The following is a 16853-nucleotide window of genomic DNA, read 5'->3' as shown; positions in this document are numbered from 1 at the left end:
GTCTAATTCACATCTTCATTAATGGCAGTGCTAGAGCGCGTACTTGTTTTAATATTGAGTCCTAAAGCAAGCCCTAGGCTGATTCGGTTGCTTAGGCGAGCTTGACGAATTTGGAGTACTTGAATTTGAGCTTCATAGGTGCTTTGTTGTGCACTGAGTAAGTTTAGAATGTCGCTGACACCATCTCGATAACGAGTTTGGTAATGGTTTAGGCTTGCTTCAGAATTCTGTTGTGCTTTGCGTAAAGCTTGCTCTTGATCTGCTAAACTCAACTCCTGATTCAGTGTGCTTTCGACTTCATTGAGTGCAATGAGAAGGGTTTTTTGGTAGTTAAGAAAGCTTAATTCTGCATCTAATTGGGATATTTTAACTCCAGCTTTTAATCTTCCCGCATTAAATAGAGGTGCTGTTAATTGGCTTAGTAGGCTCCAAGCCGGGGAACCCTTTAGTAGGTCTTCAAGATGTGGACTACTATCAGAGATGCTTGTCCTGAATGAAAAGTTAGGCAACAGTTGCTTATAAGCAACGTGGCTAAGATTATCAGCTGCCTGTATTTGCAAGTAAGCTGACTGTAGGTCGGCACGGTTTGCTAGTACTTGTGCCGGAAGTAGTGCGGGAGGTGTGCTGATATGAGGGACTTTTAGCAATGTAGGGAGTGTTGCGTTGGCGGCTTCTCCTCGTAATAGATTTAATGCCCTTTTGGCATCTCGTTGATTCGTCTGGCGAGCGATAAGGTTTGCTTTAATCCTTGCAGTTGCGGCACGTGAGGTAGCTAGATCATTCAAGTCTCCAAGGCCGCGCTTGTAACGCTCTAAGATAACAGCTTCGTTGTTTTGCAGGCTGGTTAGCCATTGTTGTTCTGTATTAACAATTTTCTGGCGTAAAGAGATATCTATCCAACTTTGAATTGCCCTTCCTGCAAGAGAGTTACGTGCTGCCTGATAATCCAGAGTTTGGGCTGCAGTTGTGCTTTGAGCAGCATTGTTTGCATCTGCAAGCCGGCCCCATACATCTAGTTCCCAGTTTAGGCTTAATGCTAAAGAGTGAGCGGTGTTGATTTGTTCTTCTTTATTACGCTGACTGGTTATATTCAGATTTAAATCAGGTCGACTGTCTGCTTTTGTTTGGCGGGTAAGTAAGCGTTGTTGCTTTAATCGAAGGGCTGTTTGCTGTAGGTCTAAATTGTTGTTTAAGACTTCGTTAATGAGCTTCTTAAGTTCGGGCTCGTCAAAAAGATCAAGCAGCTTAGTGCTCCCTTCACTAGCATTGATGTGGATATTGCTATCCCATTCAGCTGGAATACTGAGCTGTTTGGTTAACTCTGCACGAGGTTGAGGTAGTGAACCACAAGCGCTAATAAGCATTGTTAGTAACAGAATTAGGCCGGTTTGTGATATCGCCTTAATGAGCATTTAGGGTATCCGGTTAAAGTTTAGAGTCGTTATACTTCAAACGGGGTAAAGAGAAGGTAAAGAGAGAGTGAAATACCGTGGAGTTTATTTGTGATTTTTTTAAATGAAAATTAGTCAGCGCTTACAACAGATCGACCGGATGATAACTAAGGAATACGAGCATATATGGGATTGTTGTTGTGATCATGGCTTGTTAGGTTTTTTACTGCTGCAACGTAGTGCAGCAAAAGTTGTTCATTTCGTTGATATAGCTGAACCTTTGGTGCTTGAAGTAGAGACTAAGCTACAACGTTTTTTCCCAGAACCGCAGGTTAACCACTGGCAGGTACATGCGGTTAATGTAGCCCAGCTGCGGTTGGCAGAGGTTAGCTGCATCGATGACAGTGGTCGTCATTTGATGATTATTGCAGGGGTGGGTGGTGAGCTATTAATTGAATTAGTTGAAGGGCTGCTTAATGAGAACCCGCAGCAGGAAATGGAGTTTTTGCTATGTCCAATTTTGCATACGTATAAAGTGCGTAATGCACTAATTTTAATGGGGTTTTATTTGATTGATGAGTGTTTAGTAAAAGAAAATAACCGTTATTATGAAATATTGCATGTTAGCTTAGATGCATCAAAAGCTATCTCTCCGGTTGGTTCAATTATGTGGGACTTTACGCAAGAAGATCATCAAGCGTATCTGAAGCGCACATTGGGACATTATCAACGTGTGTTTCAAACCACAGATAGAGAAGGCCGTAAGGTTTTAGAAGATTATCAAGCTTTAAGCTTCGCACTTGGTGATAAAAAATAAATATCATCAAGTGCTCCAGCCGCAGTGCTTAAATTGTTTAATCAGCAAATACGACAGTACGCTGCCCGTTCAAAAAGACACGTTGTTCAACATGGTAACGTACCGCTCGTGAAAGCGTGACGCGTTCTATATCTCGGCCTTTGGCGACCAAATCTTCGGGGTAGTACGCATGGTCTACTGAGTCGATACCTTGAGCAATAATAGGGCCTTCATCAAGGTCATCATTAATATAGTGGGCGGTTGCTCCCACTGTTTTAACGCCTTTTTCATACGCTTGATGGTAGGGTTTGGCGCCTTTAAAGCCGGGTAGCAATGAGTGATGGATATTGATTGCCCAGCCCTCTAGATGCTGGCACAGTTGTGGAGACAGTACCTGCATGTACCGTGCAAGTACGACTAGCTCAGCGTCCACATCTTTGATGATCTGCATGACTTTTGCTTCTTGAGCCGGTTTAGTCTCTGCGCTCACCGGTAGGTGGTAATAAGGGATACCATGCCATTGAGCTAATGATTCAAGATCCGGGTGGTTGGAAATGATAGCCGGTATCTCGATTGAGAGCTGTCCAATACGGTGCTTGTAAAGCAGGTCATTGAGGCAGTGATCAAATTTGGAAACCATGATCACGACTTTAGGTTTGTCGGCAGTGGAGCGTAATTGCCATTGCATATCAAACTGTTCAGCTTTTAATGAGAACTCTTGGTGGAAGGCTGCTTGATCAAACGATGTATTGGCACGAAACTGCGCTCTGATAAAGAATTGCTTGCTATGGCAATCATCAAACGAGTGCAATTCAGTGATGTAATGTTGATTGTTATAAAGCAGCCCAGTAACAGCATCGATAGTCCCTAAGCGGCTTGGGCATTGTGCGGTAAGAATCCAATGATTATTGTCCATCAATTACCTCCAAAGAGTACGATAAAAAACCAGTGTAGAAGATATTACTCTCCAATACCTGTTATGCCGCTTGTGGGTGTATTTTTCGAACAGACGATTTATTCATTGTGATAAAGCGTACTAGGCCCCCCACAGCAAGTTGTAATGCTTGAAAGGTTGCTTGATCAATAATGAAATCACCATTTTCAGTAACCTTCCCAGGCGCTAAAGCAACACGGTAATCATCAAGATCCTCATTACTCACTAAATACATCTGTGATGAGGCAGGTAGATCACTTACCACTTGAAAGTGGCTGCTGCAGCTATCTTTAACACTGCGAATCTCTTTAGTGTCGGCTTGTACAGAAGGGCCACCATCAAATAAATCTACATAGCCTGAAAACTGAAAGCCTTCTTTTTTCAGCATGAATAACGCAGGCGCGGAGAAATCATGCGGCTTACCTATTACCTCTTGTGCTTCTTGTGGTAGAAGGCTGATATAGATTGGGTATTTAGGCATTAAATCAGAGATAAACTGTGAACCTTTGAGTGCTGCTGTGTTTACTGCGTCTTGGAACTCAATACCAAAGAAGGGCTTTCCAAGGTTATCCCATAACGGAGAACGGCCATTATCATCCTGCCAGCCACGTAGTTCAGCAATGACTTGATCACCAAAACGTTCTGGGAAGTCAGCCATCGTTAAAAAGCGTGCGCGAGATAAAAACTGCCCGACACCTGGCTTGCGGTATTCAGGTAACAAGTAAATAGAGCCAACTTCGGTTGAGCCTGTGTAATCATTGACGATATTGAGTACTTGGGTTTTACGAATCATTTCAAGGTCACTGCTGCTACTGACCAGTGTGGATATTTTATAAGAATAGAAAGGGCGGCTAAGACCAACACCTGTATAAATAGCCGTAGTACCGGCTAGATGCCCAGTGGCCGTATCTTCCAATACCATAAAATAAGTATTGCTCTGTGCAGCTGGTTGAGCAGAGTTAAAAGCTTCTGCCGACGCACTGATCTTTTCTAACCAGGCCTCCTCATCAGCAGGCATTGATGTCATCCCTTTGCCGACAGCATGGGAAATATTCATCAAATCATCCAAGTCACTTTCTTTACAAGGGCGAATAATCAGCATGTTGGGCTCACTTAGTTATCATTATTATCTGATATTTTACGCGTCGCCTTTCAAAATGAGCTGTTTAAATACTTGCTTAGCTAGCAATAAAATACGGAAATAATAATTTCTTCCGAATATTATTCGGTCTATAGGGGAGGAGCTGTACTAGTGATTTCTTATGGCAGAGCAGGTGTTTAAATGCAGTTGTCTATAGGGAATGTGGCTGTTGGGGAGTTTAAAGCGTATCTATACAAAATATTCTTTTGTAATTGAAATAAAAGAAAGCTTTTTTACTTATCTAAAAAAGTCATCATAAAAGTGCTGGGCATACAAAACTACATAGCACTATAAGAGAGTTCGTCGATCTCCATAGCAGATCTGTATTGTTTGATGATCGCTCTAGCTGAGCGAGTGCACTTACCACAGCAGCTACCAACTGATAGCGTTTTATTGAGATCAGCGACACTTGTAGCACCGTCGTCCAGTGCATCTTTAATTTGTGAGTCTGTTACTGCGTTGCAGATACATATGTACATAATTAGAGAACCTATATGTTATTAAGATTGATAATAGTTCTCATGTAGATTTATATCAAGCTTTTGGTGGGTTTTTTATCCTAACGTACGACTTTTGTATTTCATCGTCTTGTGCTTCTGGTATCGTACGAACTTAAGTAGAGTCTGCCGGAGAATGATATGCAGGGTGATAAGCAAGTACTAAGTATGCTCAATAAGGTTTTGACGGCCGAGTTGACATCCATTAATCAGTTTTTCTTACATGCTCGTATGTATAAAAATTGGGGACTGGGTGAGTTAAACGACAAAGCTTATAAAAAATCGATCAAAGATATGAAGCAGGCAGACGAGCTGATCGAGCGAATTTTATTCCTTGAAGGTTTACCGAACCTTCAGCATTTAGAGCGATTACGTATTGGCGAGAACACTGCTGAAATGCTGCAATGTGATCAGGATTTTGAAACAGATCAATTGTCACAACTACGTGAAGCGATAGCGCTGTGTGAGACCCAATCAGACTACGTTAGTAGAGACATGTTAGAAGAGATTCTTGAAGCTGAAGAGGCGCATCTTGATTGGATTGAAGCTCAGCTATATCTGATTAGTCAGATGGGCATCGAAAATTATCTACAGAGCAAAATGTAAGAGAGCGGAGAAAAGAGATGAAAGGTAATCAACGCGTTATTGATGGCTTGAATTCATTGCTGGCAATGGAGCTAGCCGCTATGGATCAGTACTTTATCCACTCACGTATGTACGATGATTGGGGGCTATCTAAGCTTTTTGAGCGTATCGATCATGAAGTAGAAGATGAAAAAGGTCATGCCTCGTTACTGATCGAGCGTATGTTGTTTCTCGAAGGCACGCCAGATATGGTGACACGAGAAGGTTTGAAAATCGGTACTAATGTTGTTGAGATGATAGAGAGTGACTTACGGATTGAATATACCGTGGGAAATCAGCTCAAAGCAGTGATTAAAATCTGCGAAGAAGAACAGGATTACCAATCCAGAGAAATTCTTGAGAAGCTACTAGAAGACACTGAGGTTGATCATGCTTATTGGCTTGAGAAGCAGCTGGGTCTTATTAAGATGATTGGGTTAGAAAACTACCTCCAATCACAGATGTAATTCGTTTTTCTTTTAACTGATAGTCGATAAAAGCGGCTACTTTTTTAAATTAAGGCGCCGCTTTTTTATTAGATTTTTAATTTATATTTATCAACTTGCGGCCTTTAATGCTTGTTGGCGCAATGTTTTGCAGCCGCCACCATGTTTTGTAAAGCAGGGGTTACCTCTTTTCACTGTCGAGTTTTTAAACCACAATCTGGGTTGATCCAAAGACGTTCAGCAGGAATCCGTTGAGCTGCTTTCTCTATTAATTTAATAATTTGATCCTGTGGTGGTGTGTTTGGTGTGTGGATATCATATACACTTGGACCAATGTCATTGGGATAGTTGAAATGATCGAATACGTCCAGTAACTCCATATCTGAGCGTGATGTTTCAATAGTAATAACATCTGCATCCATATCGGCAATGGCAGAGATAATATCGTTAAACTCGGAATAGCACATATGCGTGTGGATCTGAGTCTTATCATCGACGCCGTTGGCGCTGATACGAAAACTTTCAATGGCCCATTGTAAATATTCTTGCCATTGCCATTGGGATTGGCGCAAAGGAAGGCCTTCACGTAGTGCTGCTTCATCAATTTGTATGATGTTTACACCGGCTTTTTCAAGGTCCTGAACTTCTTCGCATATCGCTAACGCTAACTGGTAACAGGAGACTGAACGTGGCTGATCATCTCTTACAAATGACCAGTTAAGTATGGTCACAGGTCCGGTTAGCATGCCTTTCATGGGTTTCTTTGTTAATGACTGGGCATATTGAGCCCAATTGACAGTCATAGCTTTTGGCTTGCTTATATCACCAAATAGAATGGGTGGTTTTACACAGCGAGAACCATTCGGCTGTACCCAGCCGAATTGACTGAAAGCGTATCTTTGAAGCTGCTCGCCAAAGTACTCCACCATGTCATTACGTTCAGCTTCTCCATGTACCAGCACGTCCAGACCCAGAGCTTCTTGCTGCTCCACAGCGTGTTTAATCTCTTGTTGCATCAATTGTGTGTAGTCGGGTTAGCTGCTTACATCTGTTCATTACACGCTATTGACAAAGTAGGGTGATTTTTATATAAATGTTATGTTATAACATTTATATAAAGGTTGTATTTTAGATGAATTCCCTCGCATTACCTGATGTCGCCAGCCAACTTAACTCTTATCAAGACACCCCCCTCAAATTGGTTGGTATGCAAGGAATTGCTTTACCAATTAGGCTTGCTGGTCAGCCGTTAAATGCATATGTAGATGCAGGTGTCAGTCTTGACAAGTCAAAGGCTCGGGGTATTCATATGTCACGCCTCTACTTGGCATTAGAAGCGCTTGAAGATCAAGAGTTGACCATCCCGCTACTCAATGAAGTGCTTGACTGCTTTCTCGATAGTCATTCTGACCTATCCACAGCTGCACATCTAAGTATTAAGGGTGATGTATTGTTTAAACGTCCGGCATTGCTGAGTCAACTTGCTGGTTGGAAGGCTTACCCCTTTGAAGTAAACGCAATTCGCAGTGGTCAAGATACTCGTATAACAGTGAAATTAGACATTGGTTATTCCTCAACGTGCCCTTGTTCAGCGGCGCTTGCTCGCCAGTTGATACAAAAACAATTTAATAAGGATTTTGCTGGAAAAGACTTACAATATGCAGAGCTGCACGACTGGCTCGGAAGCTCGCAAGGTATTGTAGCGACACCCCATAGCCAGCGCAGTACAGCTACACTGACAGTACATTTAGCGGAGAATAATAATACAGAATTTCCCTTGCTTGTACTGCTTGATCGCGTTGAATCAGCTCTTGGTACTGCTCTGCAAACAGCAGTGAAGCGGGTTGATGAGCAGGCGTTTGCTTTGGCTAATGGACAAAATACTATGTTCTGTGAAGATGCTGCTCGCCGCATTCATCAAGCTCTACTAGAGGATACCTGTATTCAAGGTTTTCATTTGCGCATTGCGCACATGGAAAGTCTACATGCCCATGATGCTGTTGCTGAAAGCGCGTGGAACTGGGGGAGCCAGAAATGATCAAGTACAGAATTGAGGCTCTCATGGCTGCGCCTAATCGATGAATATCTGGATGCAATTGGAACAGGCTGAGGTAGGTCAAACGCGTTCATTAGCTGCTGTGTTGGATGCCATTCCATGGAATAGTGATGGTTTAGTTGCAGCTATTGCTCAACAGCATGACACTGGTGAAGTGCTGATGTTGGCGTGGATGAATCGTACTGCACTAGAAGAAACCCTAGCAACAAATAGGGTGTGTTATTGGTCTCGTTCACGTCAGCAGTTATGGCGAAAAGGTGAGACCAGCGGCCACCGTCAATCTCTGATAGAAGCCCGTTTAGACTGTGATGGTGATGCTATTCTGTTGCGCATCGAGCAGCAAGGTCCTGCTTGCCATACTGGCCGAGCAAACTGTTTTTACAACTCCATTCAGAGCGATCAAATAGTGGTTATCAGCGCGCCGCAATGACGTATGTATTGAGTGAGCTAAGCATCCATTAGTACTCACTCAATCCTGCTTTGGTATTCATAAGCTAGGTAATAGTAATTAGTGAATATCCCTTAACTAGCCGCTATCATGGACTATATCTGCAGAGTAAATAAGAAGAACTAGGCTAGCTCATGACTCTTGATCGTATTAATCGTAAGATCCTTTCGGTACTTCAGCAAAGCGCACGTATTACTAATCAAGATCTGGCTGATCGTGTCGGTTTGTCGCCGAGTTCTTGTTTAAATCGTGTGAAAAAGCTAGAAGACGAAGGCTTAATTGATGCCTACATGGCCGTTTTAGATCTGCCTTCTTTGTGTCGCAGTGTGACGGTTATCGCAACAGTCAGTTTAAAAGACCAAAGTACCGAAGCCTTTAAGCTATTTCGTCATGCTGCAGATGAGATTCCTGAAGTGGTGGAGTGCTATACAGTGAGTGGTGCATTTGATTTCTTTCTACGCATTATCGCTCCTGATATGCAGCGCTATAATGCCATTAATGACCGTTTGCTGGATCTACTGCCTGGTCAAGTGAATATCAGTAGCCATGTTGTATTGGAAACGGGTAAGCCTTTTAAGGGCTACCCATTAGAGCAATTACTGGATGAGATAAAGCCTGTTAAAGCATAACGGGCTTCATCTCATCTGTTGTTTTACGCTTTGCTTATTGCGGCAATAACAGAAATTTCGACCAATAATTCAGGGCTAGCCATACGCGCTTCCACGCAAGCTCTCGCCGGCGCTTTGCCTTCTTCAACCCATGCATCCCAAACGCTGTTCATTTGGGCAAATAAGTTCATATCTTTTAAGTAGATAGTGGCTGACAGAATGTTGTCTTTTGAGCTACCGACAGTCTCAAGTAGAGAGGCAACTTTTGCCAGCATAGTTTGTGTTTGCTCAGTAATATCTGTTGAACGATCTTCTGCTACTTGCCCACAAAGGTAAACAATATCGTTGTGTACAACAGCACGGCTCATACGCGCGGCGGTTTCATATCGGGTAATCGACATCTCTTTTACTACCTGTAAGTTGGTTAGTGATGGGTATTGAACTTTTATTCCGCCAAATCTGCCAGTTCACCAATAGTGAGCGGTTTAATGGGGGTGCGTATCTGGTAATAACCCACCTCACTGACGGGAACTTGTCTCTCATCAGCGATAATTTGAGCCACTGTTAATCCGCAAAGGCGTCCTTGGCAGGGCCCCATACCTGCTCGGCTAAAGGCTTTGGTTTGGTTGGGCCCTGTGCAACCTTGTGCCACCATGCTGCGTATCTGACCTGCGGTTACTTCCTCACAACGACACACTAATGTTTCGTCCGAAGGCTTTAAAAATTCATCTGCCGGTTGGTACATCGCATCAAGAAAAGGGCGTATTGCCTGTTGTTGCTGAAGTAACCTGCCTGTTTTGGCTGTTTGTAGCAGTAACGTTTCTTGAGATAATTTATCGAGTTGTTGCGCGATACGCTGTGCTGTTAATTCGCCCATATACTCAGCGGCACGTGCGCCTGCAATGCCACTTGAATCACCTGCTACAAAAATCCCGGTTTGGCTACTTTCTCCCCAGCTATCGAGTGTAGGTTTCCAGCACTGTTGTAGCTCATCCCACTGGTGCTCTAATTGCAAAGCACGTGTTAGCTGCACATTAGGAACAACTCCTTGATGCACTAGTAGTGTCTTGCAGTTGAGTGTTTCAGTTGATTCATCGGTTTTATATTGCAGTTTGGTTAGCAGGCCTGTGTCATCAGGTAGTGCTTTTAGCTGTTCTGCATTGTTGATATAACGAATACCGGCACGCTTAAGTTCGGTGAGTAGCCCCAGCCCTTTTAAGAGCAAGGGTAAGTTACGTAAAGCTCCGGGCAAATGCCGAATAGACTTTAAGTAACGTCCTTTTGGGGTCGTATCCAGAATGGCCTCAATCTCAACACCTGCTCTGTTAAGCTGCGCCGCTATTAATAACAGCAGTGGCCCGCTACCCGCCAAAACGAGAGGGCCTGCTGGGGTTAGTCCGCTGCTTTTAAGTAAGATTTGCGCCGCGCCGCAAGTCATAACACCAGGCAATGTCCAGCCTAAAAAGGGCACAGGACGCTCTTGAGCACCGGTAGCGATCAACAGCTTTTTAGCTTGAATCTTGCTACTTTTTCCCTCCCGGCTAAAGCTGATAAATAGCTCGGATGAAACCGTCCATACGCTGCTACTAGGGAAGTAATCAACCCCGGCATAGCGCATCGCTGATAATAATGCCCGGCCATGGTAATAATCAGCGCCTAGAATGCTTTCGTCAGCGATAGCGGGGCTGCTAATGGAGCGGTAAATTTGTCCGCCAGGCGCTGTCTGTTCATCTAAAATAGCGACTTTTAAACCATGAGATGAGGCTGTTGTTGCAGCAGACATTCCTGCAGGGCCTGCCCCGATAATGACTAGATCATATTCGGGAGTGTTCATACGACCGTGCCCTCTTTTTTAATGTGGCTATTTTTTAGATCATCAGGTTTTAAGGTACTAGGGTTTGAGTCGTTCAGTTGCCTCGCTTGTTTCTGACTCATTATCTGCATTCCTTCGCGAGCGGGTGTCATGCAACCCTGTACATTTTCTACACCGTCAATTTGGAGTAAGCATTCAAAACAAACACCCATGAGGCAGTAGGGTGTGCGACCGCTACCGCTGACCACAGTAGTACGGCTAGGTTGCAATCCTGCGGCTAAAACTGCTGCTGCAGCACTATCACCTTGGCGTACTTTGACTGGCTGGCCTTCGATATAAACAGTCACCCACTCAGCATTGTTGGTAGGTAGGCGTTCAAAGGGTAAAGCGTTTGGCATTGAATACCTCCAAAGGCAATTCAGTTCGGTCATTGGCGATCCAGTCGGCAATAGGGCCTTCATGTAAGGCGCCTAATGTGACACCGCTGTGGCAGGTAACGAGGTAAGCTCCTGGGTGCTGCTGGGAAGCTTCGTACAATGGGTAGCCATCAGGAGTCATAACACGTAACGCACCCCAGGCGCGGATCAAGCGAACATCACGCAAGAGGGGGAACATCTGGCTGGCTCTGTGTGCAATTTTTGCGACAATGTCTGAGGTTGTACCAGAATCGAAACCAACATCTTCTTTTGAGTCACCTAATTGCAGAGTGCCTTCGTTGGTCTGTCTCACATGGCCTGTAGGGTAATTTAGAAATGGCTTTACACGTTCGCAGATAAGTACTTGGCCACGGTTAGGAACTAACGGTGCAGACAAACCTACTTGAGGGGCTAAATCACGGTTACCCAAACCGGCGGCTAATATTATTTGATCGCCATGCCATTGTCCGGAATCTGATGAAAGCGTGAAGCCGGAGTCAGTTGGTTCTATTTTGGATACCTTGCCTGAGTTATCAATTATCCCGCCGCGCTGTAGAAACTGTTCTGTCATGGCGCGTAAGTATAAAAGCGGGTTTAGATGGCCATCTTCTGGCCCCCATGTTGCCCCTGCTACTTCAGGGCCTGCTTCGGGGATAAATTCACGAAGTTGTTGTAGGTCGAGTGTTTTAAAGGGATAGTCGCCGTCCACTGCTTTTTGCATACGAGTTAGCATGGCATGTCGTTGCCTTAGCTCTTCTTCGTTGAGACATAAGAACAAGCCGCCATTTTGTTGCAGCTGTACATCAATCCCGGTGGCTTCTTTTAGGCGTTGTGCATGACTAGCCCAGAGTTTTGCTGATAGACGTGAAATAGCCGCATACTCAGGTAATGTATCGCCTTTACCTTGCACCCAGACTAGGCCGAAATTGCCGCGTGAAGCACGCAATGCAATATCGCCTTCATCAAGAATAGTTACGCTCAGTCCATTGCGTTGTAGACCCAATGCGACGGCCAGACCGACAATGCCGCCGCCCAGAACGCAAACATCTGTTCTACGTTGGCTGTCAGTTGAAAACTGCGTCATGGCGTGTCCTTTATTAGGGAAAAAGGCCCGGCATATATTCGCCGGGCAATGAGACAAAAATTACTGCAAGGGCTTCGTTGCAGGGTTTACATCTACTCTTTCTATATTTAGTGGCTTATTTCAAGGCTTCGTCTAAAACGCCTTGTGCCCACTCTGCGCCAATGTCATTGATGATTTCAGGCCATACTTTTTCGCGAACAATGGTTGCATGAGCTTCAATTTGCGCTTCGCTAACAGGAACAATATGTGCACCTGCTTTTTCTAGTAGTTGTTCGTTTTTAGCCTGATCACCGCGTGCATTTTCCCACCGTGTCGCTTCAAACTTATCAGCGGCGCTTGTGAGTTTGGTGCGCTGATCATCATTTAACTCATTGAAAACGTCTTTGTTAATGATTAGGTACCACATTTCAAAATGGGTATTGATAGGCAGGTAGCTCTTGGTTACATCACGAAATGATGCGTAATAACCTTCAGCCCCCGATCCCATAACACCATCAACAACACCGGTTTGTACGGCTGTGAAAGCTTCAGAGAAGGGTAGAGGCGAGCCAATAAAGCCGATATTGTCAGCGGTTAGCTGGAACGTTTTGATAGGTGGAACGCGAAGCTTCGCACCTTTGTTTACTGAAGGATCTGCTGCATTATCTATCTCTTTATTCAAAGAAACGCCGCCGAAGTAAACCGGCCATGCACCCAGAACAGTGATGTTCTGTGCATCATAAAGTTCTGCAACGGTTTGGCGCATAGAAGAGCCTTTAGCAAAAACTTTTTGTGCGTCATCCCACGTTTTCACAAGGTAAGGCATGTAAACAACCTGAAAGCGTTTATCAACACCTGATGCTGGTGGTTGTACCGCCATATCAACTGCGCCCAAACCTACGCGCTCTTGTACAACGGTGTAGTCACCTAGTGCGCTAGCCGCATAGATTTTTACCTTAACCTTGCCATCTGTTGCTGCTTTTATGTCGTTAGCAAATTGTTTGGCATCCATATCGATGGCAGTTGCTTGTGGGCGAACATGTGACAGTTTTAGCGTGACAGCTTCAGCTGTTGCTGTGAGTGATACTGATAATGCGACCGCCATGGCCAGCTTATTAATCAGGTTTTTTTTCATTGTTATCTCCCGAGTGACATTGGATTTTTTTATGTTGTTTTAATAACCGAACGCGCGTGGAAAGTATTCCGACAGGTCAGGCCAAACTGAGACCAGTATTACAACTGGGATGTATCCGAAGAGGATCAGCAGCATGGCTGGCTTAACCACTTCTGTGAATTTAACTTTACCGATACGAGCACCTAAATAGAGGATGCTGGCATACGGTGGTGTAACGCCCCCCATCGCTGTGTTAACACCCATGATGGCAGCGAATTGAATAGGACTAACACCTAAGGCAGACATCAATGGCAGCAATAGTGGGGCTGTAAGAATGATGGCTGTGATATCGTTTACGACCATGCCAATAGCGAACAGGAATAAGTTAACGAGTATTAGCAGCAGCACTTTGTCGTCGGTGATCTCAAAGATCTTATCGACTAACATTTGTGGAATATCTTCCATTACATAAATCTGACTCAGCATTAGGCTGAATAAAATCATGATCAGAATAGCGCCGACAGCAGTGGCAGATTCTTTACCGGATTCAAGTAGGGTTTTAAAGGTCAGTCCTTTGTAGATCATGAAACCGACAGGCAATGAGTAGATAACAGCAACGGCTGCTGCTTCAGTTGGCGTCATAATACCGCCGTAAATTCCACCTAAAATTATGACCGGCATTAGCAAAGCAGGAACCGCGTTAACTGTGCGTTTACTGGCCTCACTCATCAATTGTTTCATCGGCATTGGATCGTCAAGAATCAACGGAAATTTACGTGACATCACCATGTTAACAATGGAAAAGTTAGTCATTATTAACAACCCAGGGCCTAATGTTGCCAGAAAGCATGCCAGGATTGAGGTGTCTGTTACCCAGCCATAAACAATCATAGTGACGCTGGGTGGAATCAATAGTCCAAGAATGGAAGAGTTAGCTACCAAGGCTGTTGCATAAGCGCGGGGGTAACCTTTGCGCTCCATTTCAGGAATCAACAAAGGGCCGATGGCTGCAATACCCGTAAGCCCACTACCTGAAATGGCACCGATAATGGCACAGCTAATGGCTGCCACCACACCCAGTCCACCGCGGATACGACCAATAAAGATGTTAACGAAATCGAGTAAGCTAGCGGCAATGCCGCTGATACTCATAATAGTACCGGCAAATACGAACAGTGGAATCGCCAGTAGTACGGGGTTTGTGAGTTGGCTAAAGCCCCACAGCATCATGCCGCGCATAGATGCTTCGCCTACGGTTGTCATAACGATGAGTCCAGCACCAAAACAGTAGGGTAGTGGTACTCCAATGGTCAGTAAAATGACCAGTACGGCAAATGCCAGAATAGCGATCTCAACCATTGTTATTATCCTTTTGTGTGTCAGCTAGCATCTGAAACTCCTCTACCTCGTTGGTAGTTGGAAGGTCCGGATCAATCTCATGATCTGGTTTAGTGCGGTAGCCCAGCAAGAACTGCACATTGCGGATCAAGTGCCATATCGTGAATGCGGTCATCATGAACAAGCCAAGGAAAAGAGCAGACTCATAAATGAAGGTTGGGATATATAGCGTTGGCGTACCTTTCCAAACACGTAGTGAGTAGCTGAAGTACAGCCAAGCCCACCAGGTTAACCAGATAGAAATTGCTATACTGATAATCTCTGAAATAGCCTGTAGTACAGCACGTGCTTTATCTGTCTTGAGAAAAATTTCAAGTACGTTTGCGCGTATTTGGGTGTCTTCACGTGAGGCGTTAACACTACCCATGATATACAGCCAGATTGTTGGAATCAGTGCCGTTTCTTCTAATCCCATAATGGGCGTTTCGAAGACATACCGTGTAATCACTTGTATGAATTGGCAGGCGGCTACTGTGCTGATTAAAGCGGTCAGTAGGTAACGAAACAATTGTTCCATCAGTCCCTCTCTTTTTTATGTTTCTAGTTGAGGTGTCGGCTTTATTTAATGATGATGATTTGATTAAATAACATCAAATCGTTTATTTATATTACTTGATAGTATTTTGTTATTAAGTGGAGAAGGTAATGGCACGTGTAACTTACCGGCAAATAGAAGCATTTAGAGCCGTCATGATTAGTGGAACCACGAGTGGCGCCGCGGATATTTTGTGTGTATCGCAGCCTGCGGTGAGTCGTTTGTTGAGTGATTTTGAGAGCATGGTTGAGGTGCAAATGTTTGAACGCCATAAAAAACGTTTGATTCCAACACCAGAGGCCCATGTGTTTTATGCAGAAGTAGAGCGCTCTTTTGTTTCAATGGAAACACTGGCACGTGCTGCTGATGACTTGCGTGAGTGCCATACAGGTACATTGCGGGTTGCTTCTATGCCTGCTGTTTCCATCGATTTTATTCCGAGAATTACACAGCTATTTGGAAAAGAGTATCCCGATGTCACCTTTTCATTACAGGTGAGAAGTACTCAGCAAGTAGCCGATTTGGTGGCCAGCCAGCAGTATGATTTAGGGGTGGTTTCTGCGATTCCTATGGCTGATGTAGCGATTGAAGTTGAGCCTTTGGCCGAAAGCCGCTTGGTGTGCATTCTTCCTACAGGTCATCCGCTTGTAGAGAAAGAAGTGATCGTTCCGAAAGACTTAGAAGGAGAGAGCTTTATATCTCTGGGTACTGAGCAAAGCATCCATCATAAAATTGATAGTGTATTTGATTCTGCAAGTGTTAAACGCAAGCTCTTAATGGATACACAGCTCTCTTATAGTGCGTGTGCGCTCGTTTTATCTGGAGCAGGAGTTTCTTTAGTAGAACCCATTACGGCACTACATTATCAAAAGCTTGGTTTAGTGGTAAAACGCTTCGAACCACGCATCGCTTATCGTTATAACTTGATATTTCCTGCGCACAAAACTAAATCAGCGTTAACCTTGTCTTTCGTTCAGCTGCTACGAAAAGAACTGAAAATGCTTCATAAAAGCAGTAATGGTTTATTTGAAAAACTATCGGGTTAAAAAGGATTAGCGGTAGACGCAGGCTTTTCATTGCCTCAATACGGGTTATACGATCTTTATTCAGTTGATTGAGTAGCTAGGTAAGCCATAGGTTATTCGCTGTACTATGGTCCAGAGTTTATTAGCCACGAGTTCTCAGCATAGGCGTTGAAGAACAAAATACATATCAAATATATTCAGTCCGGTAACCCACAATAGAATGCCTATACTGAACGCCACAATCGTACAGTTAGATGAAGATTGGCATTCTCCTTTGTGAATCTAAAGTCGGGCGGCTCAAACTGATTGAGATTCAAATTGATAGTCGTTGAACCGCTAGCGCCTTTTTCTTGGTAGCGCTCTGTTCACTTGGGCTAAGTTATGTTCAATAGGACAATAGTGATAAAGAGCATGAAGATAAAAAAATTTGCTTATACCTCCCATATGGGAGGTAACTTAATCGCATGAAACCAATACAATTCCAGCAAAGCAGGAAACGGAGAAAAGCTTTTAGTACTGTGTCGTTTAGAGTTCTTTTTATTTTTCTG

General features: G+C 44.1%; 18 protein-coding genes and 1 pseudogene. 7 read left to right on the top strand and 12 right to left on the bottom strand.

Annotated elements, in window-relative coordinates:
• Positions 1–2: 2 nt before the first annotated feature.
• A complete protein-coding gene (locus G511_RS21785; RefSeq protein WP_051221550.1) occupies positions 3–1412 on the bottom strand; it encodes a TolC family protein in 1410 nt (469 codons plus the stop codon).
• A gap of 103 nt (positions 1413–1515) precedes the next feature.
• Between G511_RS21785 and G511_RS0104605 the strand changes: the two genes are divergently transcribed.
• Positions 1516–2208: a tRNA (adenine(22)-N(1))-methyltransferase TrmK gene (locus G511_RS0104605; protein ID WP_028468596.1), complete on the top strand. Its 693-nt coding sequence runs from the start codon at positions 1516–1518 to the stop codon at positions 2206–2208.
• Positions 2209–2245: 37 nt separating this feature from the next.
• Here G511_RS0104605 and purU read toward each other — a convergent pair whose 3' ends face one another.
• The 3 genes from purU to G511_RS24160 form a co-directional block, all read right to left on the bottom strand.
• On the bottom strand, positions 2246–3103 hold the full coding sequence (gene purU, locus G511_RS0104600; protein ID WP_028468595.1) for a formyltetrahydrofolate deformylase: 858 nt from the start codon (positions 3101–3103) through the stop codon (positions 2246–2248).
• Between the two features lie 61 nt (positions 3104–3164).
• Complete coding sequence (locus G511_RS0104595; protein WP_028468594.1) at positions 3165–4223, bottom strand: arginine N-succinyltransferase; 1059 nt, start codon at positions 4221–4223, stop codon at positions 3165–3167.
• A gap of 317 nt (positions 4224–4540) precedes the next feature.
• Positions 4541–4741 (bottom strand): (2Fe-2S)-binding protein, encoded by a 201-nt coding sequence (locus G511_RS24160; protein ID WP_084629010.1) that lies wholly within the window; start codon positions 4739–4741, stop codon positions 4541–4543.
• A 159-nt stretch (positions 4742–4900) separates the two neighbouring features.
• On the opposite strand from G511_RS24160, the gene bfr (G511_RS0104590) reads away from it, so the two are divergent.
• Positions 4901–5365, top strand: a complete 465-nt coding sequence (gene bfr, locus G511_RS0104590; protein WP_028468593.1) for a bacterioferritin — start codon at positions 4901–4903, stop codon at positions 5363–5365.
• Between the two features lie 17 nt (positions 5366–5382).
• Complete coding sequence (gene bfr / locus G511_RS0104585; RefSeq protein WP_028468592.1) at positions 5383–5850, top strand: bacterioferritin; 468 nt, start codon at positions 5383–5385, stop codon at positions 5848–5850.
• A gap of 104 nt (positions 5851–5954) precedes the next feature.
• Here the strand turns inward: bfr (G511_RS0104585) and metE are convergent.
• Positions 5955–6860: pseudogene (gene metE / locus G511_RS0104580) on the bottom strand (5-methyltetrahydropteroyltriglutamate--homocysteine S-methyltransferase); the annotation flags it as partial.
• Between the two features lie 101 nt (positions 6861–6961).
• On the opposite strand from metE, the gene folE2 reads away from it, so the two are divergent.
• From folE2 to G511_RS0104565, 3 genes are all read left to right on the top strand, one after another.
• Positions 6962–7867, top strand: a complete 906-nt coding sequence (folE2, locus tag G511_RS0104575) for a GTP cyclohydrolase FolE2 (protein WP_028468590.1) — start codon at positions 6962–6964, stop codon at positions 7865–7867.
• 40 nt (positions 7868–7907) lie between these two features.
• Positions 7908–8315 carry a phosphoribosyl-AMP cyclohydrolase gene (gene hisI / locus G511_RS0104570; protein WP_028468589.1) on the top strand — a complete coding sequence of 136 codons (408 nt, stop codon included), beginning with the start codon at positions 7908–7910 and terminating at the stop codon, positions 8313–8315.
• A gap of 152 nt (positions 8316–8467) precedes the next feature.
• Positions 8468–8962: an Lrp/AsnC family transcriptional regulator gene (locus G511_RS0104565; RefSeq protein ID WP_028468588.1), complete on the top strand. Its 495-nt coding sequence runs from the start codon at positions 8468–8470 to the stop codon at positions 8960–8962.
• 23 nt (positions 8963–8985) lie between these two features.
• Here the strand turns inward: G511_RS0104565 and G511_RS0104560 are convergent, their stop codons facing one another.
• From G511_RS0104560 to G511_RS0104530, 7 genes are all read right to left on the bottom strand, one after another.
• Complete coding sequence (locus G511_RS0104560) at positions 8986–9342, bottom strand: RidA family protein (RefSeq protein WP_028468587.1); 357 nt, start codon at positions 9340–9342, stop codon at positions 8986–8988.
• Positions 9343–9386: 44 nt separating this feature from the next.
• Entirely contained in the window at positions 9387–10775 is a 1389-nt protein-coding gene (locus G511_RS0104555; RefSeq protein WP_028468586.1) for an FAD-dependent oxidoreductase, read from the bottom strand.
• Positions 10772–11152 carry a (2Fe-2S)-binding protein gene (locus tag G511_RS21780; protein WP_051221548.1) on the bottom strand — a complete coding sequence of 127 codons (381 nt, stop codon included), beginning with the start codon at positions 11150–11152 and terminating at the stop codon, positions 10772–10774. The genes G511_RS0104555 and G511_RS21780 overlap by 4 nt, the downstream gene beginning before the upstream one ends.
• Positions 11130–12254 carry an NAD(P)/FAD-dependent oxidoreductase gene (locus G511_RS0104545; RefSeq protein ID WP_028468585.1) on the bottom strand — a complete coding sequence of 375 codons (1125 nt, stop codon included), beginning with the start codon at positions 12252–12254 and terminating at the stop codon, positions 11130–11132. Before G511_RS0104545 ends, G511_RS21780 begins: the two co-directional genes overlap by 23 nt.
• 115 nt (positions 12255–12369) lie before the next feature.
• Positions 12370–13368 (bottom strand): TRAP transporter substrate-binding protein DctP, encoded by a 999-nt coding sequence (gene dctP / locus G511_RS0104540; RefSeq protein WP_028468584.1) that lies wholly within the window; start codon positions 13366–13368, stop codon positions 12370–12372.
• 39 nt (positions 13369–13407) lie between these two features.
• Positions 13408–14706 (bottom strand): TRAP transporter large permease, encoded by a 1299-nt coding sequence (locus tag G511_RS0104535; RefSeq protein ID WP_028468583.1) that lies wholly within the window; start codon positions 14704–14706, stop codon positions 13408–13410.
• Complete coding sequence (locus G511_RS0104530) at positions 14699–15262, bottom strand: TRAP transporter small permease (protein WP_028468582.1); 564 nt, start codon at positions 15260–15262, stop codon at positions 14699–14701. The genes G511_RS0104535 and G511_RS0104530 overlap by 8 nt, the downstream gene beginning before the upstream one ends.
• Before the next feature lie 128 nt (positions 15263–15390).
• Here G511_RS0104530 and G511_RS0104525 point away from each other — a divergent pair, with 128 nt between their 5' ends.
• Positions 15391–16326, top strand: coding sequence for a LysR substrate-binding domain-containing protein (locus G511_RS0104525; protein ID WP_028468581.1), 936 nt, complete (start codon positions 15391–15393; stop codon positions 16324–16326).
• The last annotated feature ends 527 nt before the right edge of the window (positions 16327–16853 follow it).

The sequence above is a fragment of the Neptunomonas japonica DSM 18939 genome, assembly GCF_000422765.1.
GTDB classification, from domain to species: Bacteria; Pseudomonadota; Gammaproteobacteria; order Pseudomonadales; family Balneatricaceae; genus Neptunomonas; species Neptunomonas japonica.
This window is presented reverse-complemented; position numbering and strand designations above follow the sequence as displayed.